18 protein-coding genes, 1 other RNA gene and 1 pseudogene are annotated in these 17996 nt (G+C 62.5%); 8 read left to right on the top strand and 12 right to left on the bottom strand.

Features of this window, described 5'->3' with window-relative positions; genetic code table 11:
* Positions 1-259: 259 nt before the first annotated feature.
* The 6 genes from recR to ffs all read right to left on the bottom strand — a co-directional run bounded on the left by recR (position 260) and on the right by ffs (position 5022).
* Positions 260-865 carry a recombination mediator RecR gene (recR, locus tag EOB36_RS14245; RefSeq protein WP_095487818.1) on the bottom strand — a complete coding sequence of 202 codons (606 nt, stop codon included), beginning with the start codon at positions 863-865 and terminating at the stop codon, positions 260-262.
* Positions 866-1153: 288 nt separating this feature from the next.
* Complete coding sequence (locus EOB36_RS14235; RefSeq protein WP_164759195.1) at positions 1154-2038, bottom strand: cell wall hydrolase; 885 nt, start codon at positions 2036-2038, stop codon at positions 1154-1156.
* A gap of 152 nt (positions 2039-2190) precedes the next feature.
* On the bottom strand, positions 2191-2595 hold the full coding sequence (locus EOB36_RS14230; protein WP_095487816.1) for a hypothetical protein: 405 nt from the start codon (positions 2593-2595) through the stop codon (positions 2191-2193).
* 27 nt (positions 2596-2622) lie between these two features.
* Positions 2623-2946 carry a YbaB/EbfC family nucleoid-associated protein gene (locus tag EOB36_RS14225; RefSeq protein ID WP_023802083.1) on the bottom strand — a complete coding sequence of 108 codons (324 nt, stop codon included), beginning with the start codon at positions 2944-2946 and terminating at the stop codon, positions 2623-2625.
* 26 nt (positions 2947-2972) lie between these two features.
* On the bottom strand, positions 2973-4820 hold the full coding sequence (locus EOB36_RS14220; protein ID WP_127205376.1) for a DNA polymerase III subunit gamma/tau: 1848 nt from the start codon (positions 4818-4820) through the stop codon (positions 2973-2975).
* A 105-nt stretch (positions 4821-4925) separates the two neighbouring features.
* Positions 4926-5022: signal recognition particle sRNA small type (ffs, locus tag EOB36_RS14215), an RNA gene on the bottom strand.
* A gap of 252 nt (positions 5023-5274) precedes the next feature.
* Between ffs and EOB36_RS14210 the strand changes: the two genes are divergently transcribed.
* The gene (locus tag EOB36_RS14210) at positions 5275-5694 is read left to right on the top strand and encodes an HIT family protein (protein ID WP_095487812.1); all 420 of its coding nucleotides are present in this window, start codon (positions 5275-5277) and stop codon (positions 5692-5694) included.
* Between the two features lie 37 nt (positions 5695-5731).
* A complete protein-coding gene (gene nudC, locus EOB36_RS14205) occupies positions 5732-6673 on the top strand; it encodes an NAD(+) diphosphatase (protein ID WP_095487810.1) in 942 nt (313 codons plus the stop codon).
* 177 nt (positions 6674-6850) lie between these two features.
* Here the strand turns inward: nudC and EOB36_RS14200 are convergent, their stop codons facing one another.
* Positions 6851-7489 carry a hypothetical protein gene (locus tag EOB36_RS14200; protein WP_126103775.1) on the bottom strand — a complete coding sequence of 213 codons (639 nt, stop codon included), beginning with the start codon at positions 7487-7489 and terminating at the stop codon, positions 6851-6853.
* A 165-nt stretch (positions 7490-7654) separates the two neighbouring features.
* On the opposite strand from EOB36_RS14200, the pseudogene EOB36_RS35745 reads away from it, so the two are divergent.
* Positions 7655-7738 (top strand): annotated as a pseudogene (locus EOB36_RS35745) (NADH pyrophosphatase zinc ribbon domain-containing protein); the annotation flags it as partial.
* 59 nt (positions 7739-7797) lie between these two features.
* The gene (locus EOB36_RS14190; protein ID WP_095487804.1) at positions 7798-8091 is read left to right on the top strand and encodes a Dabb family protein; all 294 of its coding nucleotides are present in this window, start codon (positions 7798-7800) and stop codon (positions 8089-8091) included.
* Positions 8092-8188: 97 nt separating this feature from the next.
* Here EOB36_RS14190 and EOB36_RS14185 read toward each other — a convergent pair whose 3' ends face one another.
* Positions 8189-8872 carry a hypothetical protein gene (locus EOB36_RS14185; protein WP_206072995.1) on the bottom strand — a complete coding sequence of 228 codons (684 nt, stop codon included), beginning with the start codon at positions 8870-8872 and terminating at the stop codon, positions 8189-8191.
* 368 nt (positions 8873-9240) lie between these two features.
* Positions 9241-9738: a VOC family protein gene (locus EOB36_RS14180; protein ID WP_280953384.1), complete on the bottom strand. Its 498-nt coding sequence runs from the start codon at positions 9736-9738 to the stop codon at positions 9241-9243.
* Between the two features lie 445 nt (positions 9739-10183).
* Here EOB36_RS14180 and EOB36_RS14175 point away from each other — a divergent pair, with 445 nt between their 5' ends.
* Complete coding sequence (locus EOB36_RS14175; protein ID WP_126103778.1) at positions 10184-10657, top strand: VOC family protein; 474 nt, start codon at positions 10184-10186, stop codon at positions 10655-10657.
* 63 nt (positions 10658-10720) lie between these two features.
* Here EOB36_RS14175 and EOB36_RS14170 read toward each other — a convergent pair whose 3' ends face one another.
* The 3 genes from EOB36_RS14170 to EOB36_RS14160 all read right to left on the bottom strand — a co-directional run bounded on the left by EOB36_RS14170 (position 10721) and on the right by EOB36_RS14160 (position 13216).
* Positions 10721-11518 (bottom strand): hypothetical protein, encoded by a 798-nt coding sequence (locus tag EOB36_RS14170; RefSeq protein WP_095487798.1) that lies wholly within the window; start codon positions 11516-11518, stop codon positions 10721-10723.
* A gap of 77 nt (positions 11519-11595) precedes the next feature.
* Complete coding sequence (locus EOB36_RS14165; RefSeq protein ID WP_095487796.1) at positions 11596-12459, bottom strand: prephenate dehydratase; 864 nt, start codon at positions 12457-12459, stop codon at positions 11596-11598.
* A 28-nt stretch (positions 12460-12487) separates the two neighbouring features.
* The gene (locus EOB36_RS14160; protein WP_095487794.1) at positions 12488-13216 is read right to left on the bottom strand and encodes a 3-deoxy-manno-octulosonate cytidylyltransferase; all 729 of its coding nucleotides are present in this window, start codon (positions 13214-13216) and stop codon (positions 12488-12490) included.
* Between the two features lie 193 nt (positions 13217-13409).
* Between EOB36_RS14160 and EOB36_RS14155 the strand changes: the two genes are divergently transcribed.
* The 3 genes from EOB36_RS14155 (at position 13410) to EOB36_RS14145 (ending at position 17991) form a co-directional block, all read left to right on the top strand.
* On the top strand, positions 13410-14069 hold the full coding sequence (locus EOB36_RS14155; protein ID WP_128243314.1) for a cytochrome c family protein: 660 nt from the start codon (positions 13410-13412) through the stop codon (positions 14067-14069).
* 158 nt (positions 14070-14227) lie between these two features.
* On the top strand, positions 14228-16105 hold the full coding sequence (locus tag EOB36_RS14150; RefSeq protein WP_095487790.1) for an extracellular solute-binding protein: 1878 nt from the start codon (positions 14228-14230) through the stop codon (positions 16103-16105).
* On the top strand, positions 16105-17991 hold the full coding sequence (locus tag EOB36_RS14145) for an extracellular solute-binding protein (protein ID WP_128285089.1): 1887 nt from the start codon (positions 16105-16107) through the stop codon (positions 17989-17991). The genes EOB36_RS14150 and EOB36_RS14145 overlap by 1 nt, the downstream gene beginning before the upstream one ends.
* The last annotated feature ends 5 nt before the right edge of the window (positions 17992-17996 follow it).

Raw genomic sequence — 17996 nt, 5'->3', positions numbered from 1 at the left:
GGAGGGCAACGAGCGTAGCAAGAAAGAACGCCAATCCGCAAAGTCGACGTTCTGTCGCGCCCCCCTCTGTCCTGCCGGACATCTCCCCCACTTGGGGGGAGATTGGCAGCTTTGGCGATGGCAGCTTTTCTCCAGCGTTGAAGGTTAGCGAAAGCCGGCGTGACGTCCGATCTCCCCCCGTGTGGGGGAGATGTCCGGCAGGACAGAGAGGGGCGCGAAAGAATGCAATCATCTCAAGAATACCCCTCCCCCAATCGCCTCAAAACGCCGTACGCGAGCGCAGCGCCGCGGCCAGCGTGCCTTCGTCGAGATAGTCGAGCTCGCCGCCGACCGGCACGCCATGCGCCAGCCGCGTTACCTTGATGTCGAAGCCGGACAATTGGTCGGTGAGATAGTGCGCGGTGGTCTGGCCCTCGACCGTGGCGTTGACGGCGAGGATCACCTCCTTGACCTCGCCGCCGGCGACGCGGTCGACCAGCGAGCGAATGTTGAGCTGCTCGGGGCCGATGCCGTCGAGCGGCGACAACGAGCCGCCGAGCACATGGTAGCGGACATTCATGGCGGCCGCCCGCTCCAGCGCCCACAGATCGGCCACGTCCTCAACGACGATGAGCGTGCCGGGGTCACGGCGCGGATCGGTGCAGATCATGCAGGGGTCGGACGTGTCGACATTGCCGCAGGTCGAGCAGATGCGCACCTTGTCGACCGCCTCGCTCATGGCGGCGGCGAGCGGCGCCAGCAGCTGCTCCTTCTTCTTGATGAGGTGGAGTGCGGCTCGCCTGGCCGAACGGGGACCGAGCCCCGGCACCTTGGCCAGGAGCTGGATCAGGCGTTCGATCTCGGGACCGGCGATTCGCTTCGACATCGCATCGGTTTAGGATTTTTCAATGGGTTTTGAAACACCGCAGCGGCGGGTGATGTTCAACGCAACGACGCTGCTGCGGGACAATCGCGTCGGCTTGCGCCGCCCCTCATTGCCCTGCCGGGCATTTCTCCCCGTATAGTGACGGGGAGAAAGGGCAGACCGCGACCTCGGCACCCTTCCTGCAAGGCTGACGATTGGCGAAATCATCGACGAGAGCGTCCTTCTCCCCGTCACTAATACGGGGAGAAGATGGCAGCCAGATGAGGGGCGGCGCCGACGTCGACCGCCTCAGTTTTCTTCCAGCGGCCGGGTCTGGCCGGCGATCATCGCACCGATGGCGTCGGTGTTCTCGGGGGTCGATTCAAACGCCATTGTCGGCTCGGCCGACGCGGCCGGGAACGAGGTGACAGGCCGGGTGTCGGCCGTGCCGCCGAAACGGGCCGCGTCCGGCTCCTGCATCGGTTCTTGCATCGCAACAAGGGTCGCCTTCTGTGGCGTCACCTTCTCCAGAGTCGGCTTTACCGGCTGCGATGCGATCGCGGTCACATAGGTTGCCTTGGCGGGTGTTGCTTTGGGAACCGGCGCCGCGGAGGCGACGAGCGTCACCGGAGCGGTGGCCGCCGGCGCCCGCGGCGTGGCTTGTGCCACCGCGACCGTGGGCTCGTCCGGCAGCGGCTTCCAGTTCCGGCCGCGCTTTTCATAGAAGGCGTTGCCGCCGGCAACCATCGTGTAGTGCATGTTCTTGTAGGGGAAGCGCAGGCCGGCGGTGTGAAAGAACATCGTGTTCTTCAGCTTGGCCTTGCGCTCGCCCTTGAGCACCGCCTCGGCGGCCTCCTCGACATCGGGCATCGCCTTCGAATTCATCCGCCGTGTCATCACGCCCGGCGCAAACTGCCCGCGCTCGCCGACCACCTGACAGATGGTGTTGCCGTGCTTGCCGGAGCGCAGCCGGTTCATGACCACGGTGCCAACGGCAATCATGCCGTCACGGCTCGACCGGTTGGATTCGAAGAACATCGCGCGCTGGAGGCACTCCTTGTCCTTCGCTGTGTGACTGGAGGGCCGGGACCTGACGGCATCGGTCAGACTGGCCACGGACAGGCCATGCGAGGTGGTCTGACTGCAGGCGGCCAAAAACAGCGGAGACGTGACGACGCCGAGCAACAACGGCATCTTCCATCGGGTAGAGATCAACAGGTATCCCCTCGTTTCTGCTGCCAGCCCGCCCAGGCTGCGGCAAGAATGAGACACTTTCAGGCAAAAAGATGGCTAAAGCGTTATTAAGCGGAAAGTGGCAGAACAGACACACCCGATAGAGGGCAGATTTAACTGGCTGACGGCACGAACCGTTGCCCGGGTTCGGCCTCATCGAACTCCTCCGAAAACAGCCCGCGTTGCAGGAACAGCATCCGTGCGACCGTCGCTTTCGGCGCAATCTGCCGCGGCCAGCCGCTTTCGACGAACTCAGCCTTGGTGAAATCGGGCATAGCCACGCAGGCTTCTTCTAGAAGATGGGCGATTTCCAGCACGATGGCACGTTCATCCTTCGACAGGACGGACATGCCGGATTCGATGGACGGACGATGGAGGAAATCGTCGAAAAGATTGAAATAGCCATTGATTCCAACGAGATTCACGCCCGCGTCGCAGTCGGCCAGGATCTCCAGGATCTCATAGATCCTGTTTCGGAGGCGCTGCTCTATCAACCTGGCTGATGGCTCTTTGGTCATGGCGCCGCTGAACGCTAAAGCTCAGATCTAGAACGGCAGCTTCATTCCCGGGGGTATCGGCAGTCCCGCGGTCAGTGCCTGGGTCTTTTCCTGCATCATCTGCTCGACCTTGGCCCTGGCGTCATTGTGGGCGGCGAGAAGCAGATCCTCCAGAATCTCGACCTCGTCCTCCTTGAACAGAGACGGGTCGATTTTCAGCGACTTCATCTCGAATTTGCCGGTCAGCGTCACGCTGACCAAGCCGCCGCCGGCCTGCCCGGTGGCTTCCAGCGTGGCGATCTCGTCCTGCATGGCCTGGAACTTGGCCTGCATTTCCTTCGCTTTGCCCATCAGGCCGAGAAGATCTTTCATCGCGTGGTCCTCTAGATTGATCTGTATCAGGTTTCGTCGTCGTCCGCCGCCGGCTCGACCGGAACTTCGGCCTCGACCGCATCGGCTTCCGGTGCGTCGGGAATGCGCACGTCGATGATCTTGGCGCCGGGAAACCGCGCCAGGATGGCGGCGACGGTCGGGTCGCTCTTGGCATCGAGGAGGGCGTTTTCGCGTTTGGTCGATTCCATCTCGGCCAGTGTCTGGCCGCCCTCTTCCTTCGACAGCGACACCAGCCAGCTGCGGCCGGTCCAGGCGCGCAATTTGGCGGTCAGCTCATTGAGCAGCATCTTCGGCGCGTCATCGGTCAGGCTGACGTCGATGCGGCCCGGCTCGATGCGCACCAGGCGCACGCAGCGCTTCACCAGCACCTTGAAGGCCATGTCGCGCTGGGCGTCGGCAAGCGCGACGATGTCGGCCAGCGATTTCACCGGCACCGCCGGCGCATCCGCAACCGGCTCCGGCGCCGGAATGAAGGCCGCCGGCATCGGCTCGGCCTCGACCAGCCGCATGATCTGCGCGCCGCCATTGGCCGTCGGCATCCGCGTCTGCGCCACGGCGCTGGCGCCGCCGCCATTACCGGCACTTGCTGGGCCGGGACTTGCCGGGCCAGTATTTGCCGGACCAGAGCTTGCAGGCGCGCCATTTGAGCGTGGCGCGCCATTCGGCACCGATGCTCCGGCCTCCAGCGATTTCAACGCCTCGTCCAGCGTCGGCAGGTCGGCGGCATGCGCCAGCCGGATCAGCACCATTTCGGCGGCGCTGACCGGCCGATTGGAAGACTGCACCTCGGGAATGCCTTTCAACAGCATCTGCCAGGTCCGCGACAGCACCCTGACCGACAGTGCCTTGGCGAAGTCGGCGCCGCGCCGGCGCTCGTCCTCGGACAGCGAGGCGTCGTCGAGGGCTGTCGGCACGAAGCGCAGCCGAGTGACGAGGTGGTTGAACTCGGCAAGATCGGTCAGCACCGCGGCCGGATCGGCGCCGGTGTCGTATTGGTTGCGGAACTCGGCCAGCGCGGCCGCCACGTCGCCCTTCATCACATGTTCGAACAGGTCGACGATCCGGGCGCGGTCGGCCAGCCCGAGCATGGCGCGCACCGCCTCTGCACTGACAGTACCGCTGCCATGGGCGATCGCCTGGTCGAGGATGGACAGCGAATCGCGTGCCGAGCCTTCGGCCGCACGGGCGATCATCGCCAGCGCGTCGTCATCGACCGCAATGCCTTCTTTGCCGGCAATCGAGGAGAGATGCGCGACCAGCGCGCCGGCATCGATACGCCTGAGGTCGAAGCGCTGGCAGCGCGACAAAACGGTGATCGGAACTTTTCTGATTTCGGTGGTGGCGAAGATGAATTTGACGTGCGGCGGCGGCTCTTCCAGCGTCTTCAGCAGGCCGTTGAAGGCCTGGGTCGAGAGCATGTGCACTTCGTCGATGATGTAGACCTTGTAGCGCGCCGACACCGGCGCGTAGCGCACGCGCTCGATGATGTCTCTGATGTCGTCGATGCCGGTGTGCGAGGCGGCGTCCATCTCGATGACGTCGACATGGCGGCCTTCCATGATCGCCTGGCAGTGCTCACCCGGAACGGCAAGATCGACCGAAGGCTGGTCGACGGTCGATGTTTTGTAGTTGAGCGCCCGCGCGAGTATGCGCGCCGTCGTCGTCTTGCCGACACCGCGCACGCCGGTCAGCATCCAGGCCTGGGCGATGCGGCCGGTGGCGAAGGCGTTGGTGAGGGTGCGGACCATCGGCTCCTGGCCGATCAGCTCGGAGAAGTTCGCAGGACGGTATTTGCGCGCCAGAACGCGATAGGCGGCGGCCTTTTCCGTTCCCGAATTTCCGGCTTCGCTCATTCGCCCGTAAAGCTCCAAGGGCCGCCGCTGCAGGCGGCCGATTCCTGCGCATAGTTTCGCCCGCAGGGCTTGGCGCCGTCAATGTCGCGGGAGAAAGGCGAAGAGGCGGGAGGCTGGAACAATGACCCGTTCCGGGCTCGTTAGGGCTGCTTCCTTCCGGACCTGACCCGGTTGGCGAGTGGACCGTCCACCACCAACCTCCCGTTCTCCATATCGGCAATTCGGCGATGAAATGCAAGTGCGCAGGATCAATCAGCAGGGGTGACGCCGAAAGCTGAAACAAAAAACCCGCCTCGGAAGGCGGGTCATCGGCGCAAATCAGCACCATGCCCAAATCAATAGCATAACTGCCGTCACGGAGCAATGATTCGCTTGCCGCCCTCTTGCGGCCCCCCGGCAGCCGCTTTAGCGTTCATGACGTTTAAAAAACACTACAAAAGCGAAGGAAACGCCGATGTTGCCGGGCCTCAAGGCCGGATTCACGCTGGATGCTCGTCTGGAGACGGACAGCGAACAGTTGATGTGGCTCGGGCTGTGCGAGTTGCGGGTGATGAACGATCGCCGCTGGCCGTGGCTGCTTCTGGTGCCGCAGCGACCGGGTGTGGAGGAAATCCACGATTTGACGCCGCTCGACCAGGCGATGCTGACCTTCGAGACCAATATGGTGGCGCAGGCTCTGAAGAGGGTGACTGGCTGCACCAAGATCAACACCGGCGCACTCGGCAACATCGTGCGCCAGTTGCATGTCCATGTCATCGCGCGCTCGGAAGGTGATCCCGGCTGGCCGGGCCCGGTGTGGGGCCACGGCCTGCGCGAGCCTTATCAGCGCCCGGACCTGCGCCGGTTTGCGCAACAGATAAAGGCGGCGCTATAAGCCTGTCCCGTGTCCATCCTGGAATCCAGAGTCTCCCATGAGCTTCCGCCTGTTTGACGCGCCCTTGCGCGAGCCGAGCCAGTTCGTCGGCTTCGCCGGCAATATGATCGACCGGCAATCCGAAAACCGCGCCGACGATTCCGTCGAAAAGGCACTCGCCGATCCCTCAGCCAGGCTTTTGCTGATGCATGGCGGGCGCCTTTATCTGAAGCTCGTTGGCGACGGCTTCGACCCCTGGTTCGGCGCCGAGGAGAGCCAGCCGCTCCAGGCGTCGCTCGACCATGGCGTCCTGCTCGGTTTTTCCGACAGCGGCCCGGTACTCGCCGTTCCGGCAGGCATCGATCCCGAACAATTGCCGGAGACGATCAAGGCCATCGACTATCGCTCGGTCTACATGCAGGGGCTGATCGACGAAGCGGCGGCCGGCGCCATGGCGCAAGGGGCGGCGCTGCTCGCCTGGCATGCCAGCCACCGCTTCTGCAGCAAATGCGGCAATGAAGCCGAAATGCGGGCCGGAGGCTACAAGCGGCTTTGCCCGGCCTGCGCCACCGAGCATTTTCCGCGCACCGATCCGGTGGCGATCATGCTGACGGCGACGCGCGAAAAATGCCTGCTTGGCCGCGGCCGGCATTTCGCGCCGGGGATGTATTCGGCGCTTGCCGGCTTCATCGAGCCGGGCGAGACGATCGAGGCGGCTGTGCGCCGTGAAACGCTGGAGGAGGCCGGCATCAGGCTTGGCCGCGTCGTCTACCACGCCAGCCAGCCCTGGCCGTTTCCCTATTCGCTGATGATCGGCTGCTTCGGCGAGCCGCTCAACGACGACATCCAGGCCGACCTCAACGAGCTGGAAGACTGCCGCTGGTTCTTTCGCGACGAGGTGCTCTCGATGCTGGCCCGCGAGCATCCGGGCGGCCTGGTCACGCCGCCGAAGGGGGCGATCGCCTATAACCTCATCCGCGCCTGGGCCGACAGCGCGTAAAGGTTTGTGGGACCAAAATGACTGGGCCATTTGGGTCAGAGCCTTCGGGCTTCGGCGCGGTTGCAGCGATATTGCAACTGCACCGAACCCTCGACCCTGACCCAAATCCGCCCCACCACAACACTTCAATCCGGGCAAGAATGCTGCAGGTCGGCCATAGCGATCGCCCGTCTGCCGCTATTGGAACTTCGATAGCCCGGTCTGAATAAGTTTGACGCCGGCCTGACGGAATGCGCCTCCGAGCGCCTCGTTGACAACCTGCGCTGCCGCGCTCTCGAACCGGACGCCCATTACCGCCAGGTCGGCGCCACTCAACTGCTCCTGCCACCACGGCGGCGGTGGAACGGGCTTAGGGAATTTGAGCCTGAGGCCGTTGCCGCAAAGATCGTCGACATACTGCAGAAGACGGCCGCTGACGATGATGATGCCGCGCTGTTCCCCCTGCTGCGGCAGCCAGTCCGCGATTTCCTGAGCAGACGCTGCGCGCTCTATCAACCCGTCGGCCAGAGCGGCGGCGAAGGCGATGCGGGGCGGTAGCGGCTGCGGATTGAGCGCCGCCCGAACCAGGGGGCCGCCAAGGATATCCCACAGTTCAGGATGCCGCTGGGCGATGACGTGAAACAGTGAGTGCCAGGGCTCCGGATGTGGACCGAACCATGCCATTCGCTGCAAGGCGGCAAAGATGATTGGATCCCAGGGACCTCGCGGCTGCGGTTCGTCTGGATTCGGATAGCTGCCCAGCAGGTCGCGGACGAAAGAAACAAACATGTCTCGCGAAATGCTGCCTGAGAGATGGGAAGATGAAACGTCATGCATGGTGAACCTCCGAGCAGTGAATTGTGCCCGCACGACCATGCGAGAAGCGCACTTACGGATGGCATACGGATGGGTGAATTCCGTTGCTTGCGTCTGCATCCATGGCTTTGGAAAGAAGGCTATCGAACTGCGCCGTTTGAATTTCGATGGCTTTTTCGCCTAGTCGAAATGCGGGCGGGCGGCTACAAGCGACACTGCCCGGCCTGCGGCACCGAGCATTTTCCGCGCACCGACCCGGTGGTGATCATTTGTCCATCACCTGATCCGCGCCTGGGCCGACAGCGCGTAAACGCTATGGGGAGCAGAAATTGATCCGTCACACTGTGGTGTTCAGGCTGAAGCACAGGGAGAACTCGGCCGAGGAGGTGAAATTCCTCACTGATGCGAAAGTGCTCGCGGCGATATCGGGTGTCGAGAAATTCGAGCAGTTGCGGCAAGTCAGTCCGAAGAACGATTATCGCTTCGGCTTCTCGATGGAGTTCGCCGACGAGGCCGCCTATTCCCGTTACAACGACCATCCTGACCACGTCGCCTTCGTCCGCGATCGCTGGATCCCGGAGGTCGAGGCGTTTCTCGAGATCGACTACGAGCCGCTGACCTAGGACCAAAAATCCAATCGCTCTGAACGAGCAAGTTCGAACAGACGACGCCTGGCTCACCTGCCGCTCGGCGCGAGCAGGTAAGCCAGGTCGCCGCTTATCACTGGCCTGACGCATGCTGGTGGGACGCACCGGAGTTGTGGTGCTCACAGGTCACCCGCGGGTTGAACTGGGCGAAGATGCCGTTCGGGTTTTCTCGATAGAGCCAGACGTGCCGGTCGTGATGCGGCTCGAAATTATGCGCCTCATCCGCGGGCGTCGTCGGGTCGTCGATCATGGTGTCCCAGGGAACGCCGTAGAAGGAAGGCGGGGCGTCGTGGCCGGCTTCCTTCCACGCTTTCGCGAAGACGAGATTCTCCACCGCGATCAGCTCGAGCGATCCGTCGGCCTGCGGCTCGTAGACGAGGACCGCGGGCTTGCCGAAGTCCGTGTGCGTGCCGGTGCCGTCGACGCGCGGATTGGGCGGAGCGGTGATGCCGAGCATATCGGGGCGAAAGTAGTGGAGGCCCATAGCCCCTAATTTCTGCGGCTGTCCCGTCATTTCGGCGGTCTCGCACATGTTGGCAGGATCGCGGATGTAGCCCTCCGCGAGCGCGACGTTGACGTTGCGGAATCGCTCCGTTGCATGGCGGATTTCGGCAAGGCTCGGCTCGCCGGGCGCGGGGAACGACGATGCGTCGATCCGCGCTGCCTCCGCCGGTGTCAGCGGAGCGGTCGGAGCGGCGGCGGTGGTAGTTATGATCGCGATTGCAGACGCGACAAAGGTTGCTGATCTTGAGCTCATCTGGATGCTCTCCTGTATTCCTGGGCTTCCACGAAATATCTCGGCTTTGGCTGACGTAGAAAGTGAGTCTGCGATGGAAATATTTACTCGCTTCCACGTCCCGAGGCAGCTTGGCTACCACCACAATGTTTTCGCCGTATGTCTTGACTGTTTCATTTGAAATACATCAACTTGTTGAGTTGATAATTCCCTGTGGCGGACGGCATCAGCGCGCGCGATTGCGTCGCGCCGAGGATCGGCAGAGCCGCCTTATCGATCAATCCGATCTGCGCAAGCCAGCAGTACGCGTCCGCGGTAGAGGTGTCGTCATTTCCTCGTCAGGAGTGAGAATTGAATGGTAGGAGGGGTGAAGGAGCGACCGCTCCGCGCTATGACGCGGATGCAGACGGCAGAGATACCGGAACCTGTTCACTCGCCTGCCGCACCAGTTGCTCGACCCTCTGCCGCAATGCCTCTTCCGGCAGCGTCAAATCGAGCGGATCCCCGTAGGGCTGGTCGAAGGCCATGCCGGTCGGCCAGTAGACTTCGACAAGATTTCCCTCAGGGTCTTCGAAATAGAACGCAAGCGATACACCGTGATTGAAGGCCATCTTAATCGGCAGCCCCATGTCGACGATGCGCGTGTAGGCGGCGCGCAGATCGGCCAATGTGCCGACCTTGAATGCGATGTGGCGCAAGGCAGGATTGGTGAAGATAGCGATCTGATGGGACTCTTCGGCCGGATCGCTGCTCAGGAAGGCGGTGGCGCCGAACGGGTTTTCTTCGCCACTGCCGCCGACCACCTGAAGGCCGAGGACATCCTCATAAAATCGCGCAAGCGCAGCCGGGTTTTCGGCGACCATGCCGACGTGGCGAAGACCAACGATCCGTGGCGCGGTCGGCCTGCCTGTTTTCTTCGTAGTCAGGGTGACAAACTCCGTGTTGACTCAAATTCCGTCCGCTCGGTCGATCCGATGCGAACGACGGCGGGGGCCAAAAATTCGCGGAGGGCGTTACATTCTGATTTCAGGAGGGCAGGAGTCTGCTTTCAATTGAAACACCTTCCGCGACCCGCCGTCATGTACATGGCCGGTCGGCTCGTGATGGTGTGCAAAAGGGCCAACACCAGTCATCGCGCGAACGTCCGCTTTGGGAAACAACGAGAATGTCTGTCCGCCCAAAGCGGACCGCGACGCTAGGGTAAGCTGCCCTTTGCGATCGCCGGGGCGGGCCGGACGCTTCCGGGGTGGAGAAAAGCGATTGGCTACCTATTTCGGAAGGGAGCGGATGGGGAAGGCCGAAATCTTGGCTTCAAGGCGAAAGGAACCCGCAATGGCGAAGAATACGATCTGCCTCTGGTACGATAAGGACGCCGAGGCTGCCGCCCGCTTCTACTCCGCGACCTTTCCTGACAGCGTGGTGAGTGCCGTGCACCATGCACCCAGTGACTACCCAGCCGGCAAGGAGGGCGACGTGTTGACGGTCGACTTCACAGTTGCGGGCATTCCTTGTCTCGGCCTCAACGGTGGTCCCGCTTTCAAGCACAACGAAGCCTTCTCGTTCCAGATCGCCACCGACGATCAGGAGGAGACCGACCGCTACTGGAATGCCATCGTCGGCAATGGCGGCCAGGAGAGCGCGTGCGGCTGGTGCAAGGACAAGTGGGGCGTTTCCTGGCAAATCACGCCGCGCGTCCTGACTGAAGCGCTGGCGGCTGGCGGCGACGAAGCAAAGCGCGCGTTTGATGCCATGATGACCATGAGGAAAATCGACGTCGCCGCGATCGAGGCGGCGCGGCGCGGTTGACGGCCCATCGCGATTTGCGGCCAAATCGCTGCCAGAGCTTGCCCGCTCGCCACCCAGTGCTCGTCAATCGTGCGTGACCGCCGCAACGGAGGCGCGTAGCGCGCCGGCGAAGTCGGGATGGCCATAGAGGTCGTTGTGGCCAGCCGCTATGGCGATGTGGCTGCGCAAATCACGGGCGGCCTCGCGCAGAGGTGCCGAGCGTGCCGCTGGAACGATGGTGTCGTTCTCGGCGACGATGACGGCCGTGGGCACATCGAGGTCGCGCAGAGTTTCTGCCGCCTCCATGCGGTGCCGCAGCAAGAGGCGCACCGGCAGCCAGGGATAGTGGTGGGCGGCGAGTTCCTTCAGCGAGTCGAAGGGCGTCACCATGACAATGCCGCGCAAGGGCCGGACGGTCGCCAGATCGACCGCAACCGCAGCGCCGAGGCTAAGGCCGATGGCGACGATGCCGGCTTTGGCGTCGGTGGCCAGGTGGTCATGGGCGCGTCGGGCGTCCTCGAACAGGGCGGAGGCTGACGGGCTTCCGCTGCTCGGCGCATATCCGCGGTAGTGCAGCGCCGCGACCTCATGTTCGGGGAATAGCTGGTGCAGCATGAGGGCAAGCGCGTCGGCATTCCAGGCATTGCCGGCGAACCCCAGCAGGAGCGGGCGTGGCTCGGCCTGTCTTGCCGGCAGGCGCACCAGAACGAAGCGCTCGCCATCCTGCGTCGCCAACTCGACATGGCGGGCCCCGGCCGGCAGATCGGGTCCGAAAGCCGCAAAGCCGGCCGGAAAGATCAGCCAGGACTGAAGCACATACGCGACGGCGACAACCGCCGCATACAATCCAGCGGCTGCGAGCGCCAGTTTCAGGAGCCACATGCGAGGAATGTCGCCCGGCACTCGTCATCTGGCAAGGCGCCAGGTCAGGACGCCGCAGAGCTCTCGATGAATGCTAGCTAATCCGCCACCTTCCATTGCTCGCGCGATTCGCTGGCGGGATAGACACCCAGGATCCGCATTTCGCGCGAGAAGAAGCGCAACTCGTCGAGCGCCAGCTTCACCAGCGGATCGTCGGGATGGCCCTCGATATCGGCATAGAACAGCGTCGCCGTGAAGGCGCCGAGCTGGTAGCTCTCCAGCTTGGTCATGTTGATGCCGTTGGTGGCAAAGCCGCCCATCGCCTTGTAGAGCGCGGCCGGCACGTTGCGGACGCGGAAGATGAACGTCGTCATCATCTTGGCGGCGTCGGATGGGCGTTCCGCCCATTGCCTGTTCTTCGTCAGCACGACGAAGCGGGTGACGTTGCTGTCGGTGTCCTCGACATTCTCCTCGATGATGTCGAGCCCATAGAGCGTCGCGGCCAGCGCCGGGGCAAGCGCCGCCATAGTGCGATCCTTCACCTCGCCGACCAGCTTGGCCGAACCCGCCGTGTCGCCGGCGACCACCGGCTTCCAGCCGTTCTTGCGGATGTATTTGCGGCACTGGCCGAGCGCATGGATATGGCTGTGCACGGTCTTGATCTCGTCGCGCCTGACGCCCGGCAAGACCATCAGCTGGAAATGGATCGGCAGGAAATATTCGCCGACGATGTGCAGCTTCGATTCCGGCAGGAGATGGTGGATGTCGGCAACGCGGCCGGCGATCGTGTTCTCGATCGGGATCATGGCGAGGTCGGCCTTGCCGGTCTCGACCGCGTTGAAGGCATCCTCGAAGGTCGGGCACGGCAACCGCTCCATATCAGGGAACATGTTGCGGCAGGCGGTGTCTGAATTGGCGCCCGGCTCGCCCTGGAAGGATATTCTGTTGGTTTTTTCAGGCATGCCAAATGTCTCGGGTTGACCAAATGTCTCAGGTTGAAAGGATGGTTCTGGCGCGTTCGAGGTCGTCCGGCGTGTCGACGCCGAACGGCGCGGACTGCACGATCTCGGCGTCGATGCGCATGCCGGCCTCCAGCGCCCGCAACTGCTCGAGCTTCTCGCGCCGTTCCAGCGGCGACGGCTTCAGCGCGACGAAGCGTTCGAGCGCTGAGCGGCGATAGGCATAGAGGCCGATGTGATGATAGAGCGGCCCCTCGCCCCAAGGTGCCGTGGCGCGGGTGAAATAGAGCGCCCGCAGCCGTGTCTCCGACAGCGGCGAGCCAACGATCTTGACGACATTCGGATTGGTCTTTTCCTCGTCGCGGACGATCTCGATGCCGAGCGTGGCGATGTCGACCGTCGCATCCTCGAAAGGCCTCAGCGCGGCATTGATGATCTCGGGATCGATGGTCGGCAGGTCGCCTTGCACATTGACGATCGTTTCGACCTTGCGCCCTGGATCCAGCGTGGCCAGCGCCTCGAAGATGCGGTCGGAGCCCGATTCGTGATCCGCCCGCGTCATCACCGCCTCGAACCCGTGCGCACGCACCGCTTCCGCCACGCTTTGCGTATCGGTGGCGACCACCACCCGGCCAAGCCCGGCCTCGGCGGCGCGGCGGGCGACGTGGACGATCATCGGAGCGCCGGCGATGTCGGCCAGCGGCTTGCCCGGCAGGCGGGTCGAGGCCATGCGGGCCGGGATGAGGATGAGCGTGGACATCGGGTGACGAAGCGTTCGAAAAAGAGGATGGGAAAAGTGGCAAAAGGTCTCACTGGAAGCGCCCTTATAGGTGTTGCAACGCCAGAGCAAAAGACCTAGTTTCCGCCCGATTTGACCGCCTCGCGGGGTGGTTCACGATTACCGACGGACGGAGTGGACGGATCGGTCCGCCGGAAAAGGGAGCCTGGGGCGTATGGACTCTTTCGAAATCAACAAGCTGATCGGCGGGCTGCTCGGAACCGTGTTCGTCGTGTTCTCCGTCGGCATCGTGTCCGATGCGCTGTTCGCCTCCCCCGCACCGGAAAAACCCGGCTTCGCCATCGAGGCGACCGAGGAGCCTGCCGAGGGCGGCCCGGCAGCCCCGGCGGCAGAAGCCAAGCCGATCGCCGACCTCCTGGCCAACGCCAATGTCGAGGCGGGTGCCGCCGTGTTCAAGAAGTGCCAGGCCTGCCACTCCGGCGAAAAGGGCGGGCCTAACAAGGTCGGCCCCGATCTGTGGGACGTCGTCGATCGTCCAGTGGCCTCTCACGAGGGCTTTGCCTATTCGGCTGGCATGAAGGAATATTCGAAGGCCGGCGCGGAGAAGTGGACCTACGAGAACCTCGACCACTTCCTCCTGTCGCCCAAGAAGGACGTGAAGGGCACGGCTATGGGTTTTGCCGGCCTGCCGAAGGATGAGGACCGCGCCAACGTCATCGCCTATCTGCGCACGCTGTCGGACAATCCGAAGCCACTGCCGACGCCTGGCGCTTCAGCGGCCGCGCCCGCCGAGGGTGCAGCGCCGGCAAAGCCTGCAGAGGGTGCAGCACCTGCACCAGCCCCTGCTGCTCCCGCACCAGCACCGGCGCAATAACGCAATTGTCATGGACATATCTTTGGGAAAGCCGGGCTCAGCCCGGCTTTTTTAATGGGAAAAGCGCATCTGCGGCGACAAAGCCGGCCTGTCTCGGTTTTCATAGGCGTCAAATGATCTAGATTGTCTGCTGATAGCTATCGCAAAGAGGAGAAGGCATGACGGTTGGCCGAACGTTTCTCAGATCGGTGCTGGTTATGGCGGCTTTTGCCGGCGGCCTGCAGGCAGCCTTCGCGGACGAATGGCGCACCACCTCGTCGCTGATCGGCGAATCCAAATATGGCAACAACTTCCAGCGCTACGACTACGTCAATCCCGATGCGCCGAAGGGCGGCACGCTGAATTTGGTGGTGCTCGGCACGTTCGACAGCTTCAATCCCTATATCGTCCAGGGTTCGCCGGCAGCCGGCTTCACACAGTTCGGCGGCGGGCTGCTTTATGACACGCTGATGGAGCAGGCGACCGACGAGGGCAGCGTCAGCCATCCGCTGATCGCCGACGCCTACAAACATCCGGACGACTATTCCTCGGCGACCTACCGCCTGGATCCACGGGCCAGGTGGCACGACGGCCAGCCGATCACCACCGACGACGTCATCTGGTCGTTTCAGGTGCTGAAGGCCAACAGCCCGATGTACAGTCGCTATTTCGAGAATGTCACCGATGCCGTCGCGATCTCGGATCGCGAAGTCGAATTCCATTTCAGCCAGAAGGGCAATCGGGAGTTGCCGAAAATCATCGGCGATCTCGTCGTGCTGCCGAAGCACTGGTGGGAAGGTACCGACGCCAATGGAAAGAAGCGCGACGTCACCAGGCCGACGCTGGAGCCGCCGCTGGGGTCCGCCGCCTACAAGATCGCCAGCTTCAAGCCGGGCTCGGAAATCATCTGGCAGCGCGTGCCCGACTATTGGGCAGCCAAGCTGCCGGTGAAGATCGGCCGGGAGAACTTCGACACCCAGCGTTTCAGCTACTTTCTCGACGATAATGCGGCGTGGCAGGCCTTCACCAAAGGCGGGCTGGATGACATTAAGCCGGAAAACAGTTCGAGGCGCTGGAACACGGCCTATAATTTCCCGGCAGTCCAGGCTGGCGACGTCATCAAGAAGGAATTCAAGACCGCCTCACCCGAACCGATGCAGGCGTTCATGCTCAACACGAGACGTCCGTTGTTCAGGGATCGCCTGGTGCGCGCCGCGCTGACTTACCCGCTCGACTTCGAGTCGATGAACCGCACGCTGTTCTTCGGTTCCAATACCCGTACATCAAGCTATTTCCAAGGCACCGAACTGGCATCGAGCGGACTGCCGCAGGGCAAGGAACTGGAGATCCTTGAGCAATATCGCGACAAGCTGCCGCCCGAAATCTTCACCCAGGAATTCAAGCTGCCGGTCTACGATTCGCCACAGGCGGAGCGTAAGTATCTGAAGACTGCGGTCGATCTGTTCGCCAAGGCCGGTTGGGTGATCAAGGGCGGCAAAATGGTGAATGCCAAGACGGGCGAGCCGTTCAAGTTCGAAATCCTCGGCTGGAACGACACCGACCAGGTCCTTTCCAGTCCCTACATCGCCAATCTGCGCAAGATCGGTGTCGACGCCACGCTGCGGCTGATCGACCAGACCCAGTACGTCAACCGCGTCAACAACTTCGATTTCGATGTCACCATATCGCAGCTGGGACAGTCGGATTCGCCAGGCAACGAGCAGCGTGACTTCTGGAGCTCGAAGGCCGCCGACACGCCTGGATCCCGCAACTATGCCGGCATCAAGAACCCGGTCGTCGATGCGCTGGTCGACCGCGTCATCTTCGCCACCGATCGCGACGATCTGGTTGCTGCCACCCATGCGCTCGACCGGGTGCTGCTGTGGAATTACTATGTCGTGCCGCAACACCATCGGTCGGTGGTCTGGATGGCCTATTGGAACAAGTTCGGCATCCCGGAAAAGCAACCGGCCTATAGCGGCGTCGATCAGAATTCCTGGTGGATCGACGCGGACAAGGAAAAGGCGCTGGCGGCAAAATACAAGAGTGGCAATTGATGGCGGCGCTCCCCCGGCGCGACTCTCTGGCCCGCCGCGACTTTCTGGCTCTGGGCGCCGCGGCCACGGCGGCAGCGCTGCTGCCAGGCCGGGCCTTCGCCGCCATCCCGACCGGCGTAAAGCTGCACGGCCTGTCGGCCTTCGGCGACCTTAAATATCCCGCGGACTTCACGCATTTCGACTATGTCAATCCGGACGCCCCCAAGGGCGGCCAGATGAATTTCGCACCGCCGAACTCCACCTTCAACCAGAGCTTTCTGACGTTCAACACGTTGAATTCCCTGGTGTTGAGGGGGGATTCGCCGCCGCGCACCGAACTCTGTTTCGATTCGCTGATGGCAAGCGCACTCGATGAGCCTGATGCGGTCTATGGCCTGCTTGCCGAATCCGTTACCTTATCGCCGGACCGCAATGGCTTCCGCTTCAGCCTGCGACCGCAAGCGCGCTTCCACGACGGCTCGCCACTGACCGCTGGGGACGTCGCCTTCGCATTGAAACTTTACAAAGACAAAGGCCATCCGAACCTTTCCCAAGCGTTGCGGCATATGACTGAAGCCGTCGCGGTCGATCCGGTTACCGTCAACCTCACCTTCAACGGCAAACAGTCGGCGCAGAATATCCTTGCGATCGTCGCAATGCCGGTCGTGTCCAAAGCCTTTTATACGGTCAACGAATTCGATGCCTCAACGCTGAAACCGCCGCTCAGTTCCGGACCATACAAGGTGGGGCGCGTAGCGGCCGGACAGACCATCGAATATGAACGTGTCGCCGACTATTGGGGCCGCGATCTGGCCGTGAACCGCGGCGTCTACAACTTCGACCGCATCCGTATCGATTTTTACATCAATCGCCAGGCAGCGTTTGAAGCCTTGAAAAAGGGCGACACGCATTTTCGCGAGGAATTTACCGCACGGGTATGGGCGACCGGCTACGACTTTCCGTCGCTGAAGGACGGCAGGGTCATCAAACGTGAATTTCCCGGCGAGAAAACGCCGGACATGCAGGCTGTCGCGCTGAACCAGCGTCGTCCGCAATTCCGTGATGTGCGCGTGAGACGGGCGATCGCCAGTTGCTTCGATTTCGAATGGACCAAGCGGGTTCTGTTTTACGGCGCCTACGAGCGTTCGCACTCGAACTTCGAACAGTCGGATTACAAGGCCGAGGGCCTGCCCACGCCCAGGGAATTGGCCCTGCTGGAGCCGTTCCGAGCCGAGTTGCCGCCGGAAACCTTCAGCGAACCGGTGATGCAGCCTGTCTCCGACGGTTCGGGTCACGACCGTAAGCTGCTGCGTGAGGCTTCGAGACTGCTTGCCGAAGCCGGCTGGAAGCGAGCGGGCAATTTCGTCGTCAATGATAAGGGCGAGCGACTGCGGGTGGAAATGCTGGCCGAGGACGATGGCATCGTCCGCCTTTTCTCCCCGTGGGCCGAGAATATGAAGGCGATCGGGATCGACGCTTCGATCCGGCAGGTCGATTCGACGCAATACGAAGCGCGGCAGAGCAATTTCGATTTCGATTTCAACCTGTTCAGATGGTCGATCGGGGCGACGCCGACTGCCGACGGCCTGGAAATCCTCTATGACTCCCGGATGGCGAAAATGCCGGGGATGCGCAACTATCCCGGTACAGAAAGCAAAGCCGTCGACGCGCTGATCGAGGCAGCCGGCAAGGCGCAGAGCCGGATCGAGCTGGTCACAGCGCTCAAAGCACTCGATCGGGTCTTGCGCGCGCGGCTAGACTGGATTCCAACATATCATCTCGCGAATCACCGAGTCGCCTATTGGGACATGTTCGGCTTTCCCGAGCAGAAGCCCGATTTCGGCTTTCCGGTCGAGGCGCTGTGGTGGTTCGACAAGGATAAGGCGGCAACGATTGGCAAAGCCTGAGATTT

This window comes from Mesorhizobium sp. M6A.T.Cr.TU.017.01.1.1 (assembly GCF_004023115.1).
Lineage (GTDB): Bacteria > Pseudomonadota > Alphaproteobacteria > Rhizobiales > Rhizobiaceae > Mesorhizobium > Mesorhizobium mediterraneum.
Note: the sequence above shows the minus strand (reverse complement) of the source record. Positions and strands in the feature narration are given on the sequence as shown.

Bases quoted from the DNA above. Each gene is read 5' to 3' on its own strand.
- EOB36_RS14150 (WP_095487790.1), top strand. From the start codon at position 14,228: ATGACGGTTGGCCGAACGTTTCTCAGATCGGTGCTGGTTATGGCGGCT.
- EOB36_RS14170 (WP_095487798.1), bottom strand. From the start codon at position 11,518: ATGTGGCTCCTGAAACTGGCGCTCGCAGCCGCTGGATTGTATGCGGCG.
- EOB36_RS14160 (WP_095487794.1), bottom strand. From the start codon at position 13,216: ATGTCCACGCTCATCCTCATCCCGGCCCGCATGGCCTCGACCCGCCTG.
- recR (WP_095487818.1), bottom strand. From the start codon at position 865: ATGTCGAAGCGAATCGCCGGTCCCGAGATCGAACGCCTGATCCAGCTC.
- EOB36_RS14225 (WP_023802083.1), bottom strand. From the start codon at position 2,946: ATGAAAGATCTTCTCGGCCTGATGGGCAAAGCGAAGGAAATGCAGGCC.
- EOB36_RS14200 (WP_126103775.1), bottom strand. From the start codon at position 7,489: ATGCATGACGTTTCATCTTCCCATCTCTCAGGCAGCATTTCGCGAGAC.
- EOB36_RS14155 (WP_128243314.1), top strand. From the start codon at position 13,410: ATGGACTCTTTCGAAATCAACAAGCTGATCGGCGGGCTGCTCGGAACC.
- EOB36_RS14230 (WP_095487816.1), bottom strand. From the start codon at position 2,595: ATGACCAAAGAGCCATCAGCCAGGTTGATAGAGCAGCGCCTCCGAAAC.
- nudC (WP_095487810.1), top strand. From the start codon at position 5,732: ATGAGCTTCCGCCTGTTTGACGCGCCCTTGCGCGAGCCGAGCCAGTTC.
- EOB36_RS14210 (WP_095487812.1), top strand. From the start codon at position 5,275: ATGTTGCCGGGCCTCAAGGCCGGATTCACGCTGGATGCTCGTCTGGAG.
- EOB36_RS14235 (WP_164759195.1), bottom strand. From the start codon at position 2,038: ATGCCGTTGTTGCTCGGCGTCGTCACGTCTCCGCTGTTTTTGGCCGCC.
- EOB36_RS14185 (WP_206072995.1), bottom strand. From the start codon at position 8,872: ATGAGCTCAAGATCAGCAACCTTTGTCGCGTCTGCAATCGCGATCATA.
- EOB36_RS14220 (WP_127205376.1), bottom strand. From the start codon at position 4,820: ATGAGCGAAGCCGGAAATTCGGGAACGGAAAAGGCCGCCGCCTATCGC.
- EOB36_RS14175 (WP_126103778.1), top strand. From the start codon at position 10,184: ATGGCGAAGAATACGATCTGCCTCTGGTACGATAAGGACGCCGAGGCT.
- EOB36_RS14145 (WP_128285089.1), top strand. From the start codon at position 16,105: ATGGCGGCGCTCCCCCGGCGCGACTCTCTGGCCCGCCGCGACTTTCTG.
- EOB36_RS14165 (WP_095487796.1), bottom strand. From the start codon at position 12,459: ATGCCTGAAAAAACCAACAGAATATCCTTCCAGGGCGAGCCGGGCGCC.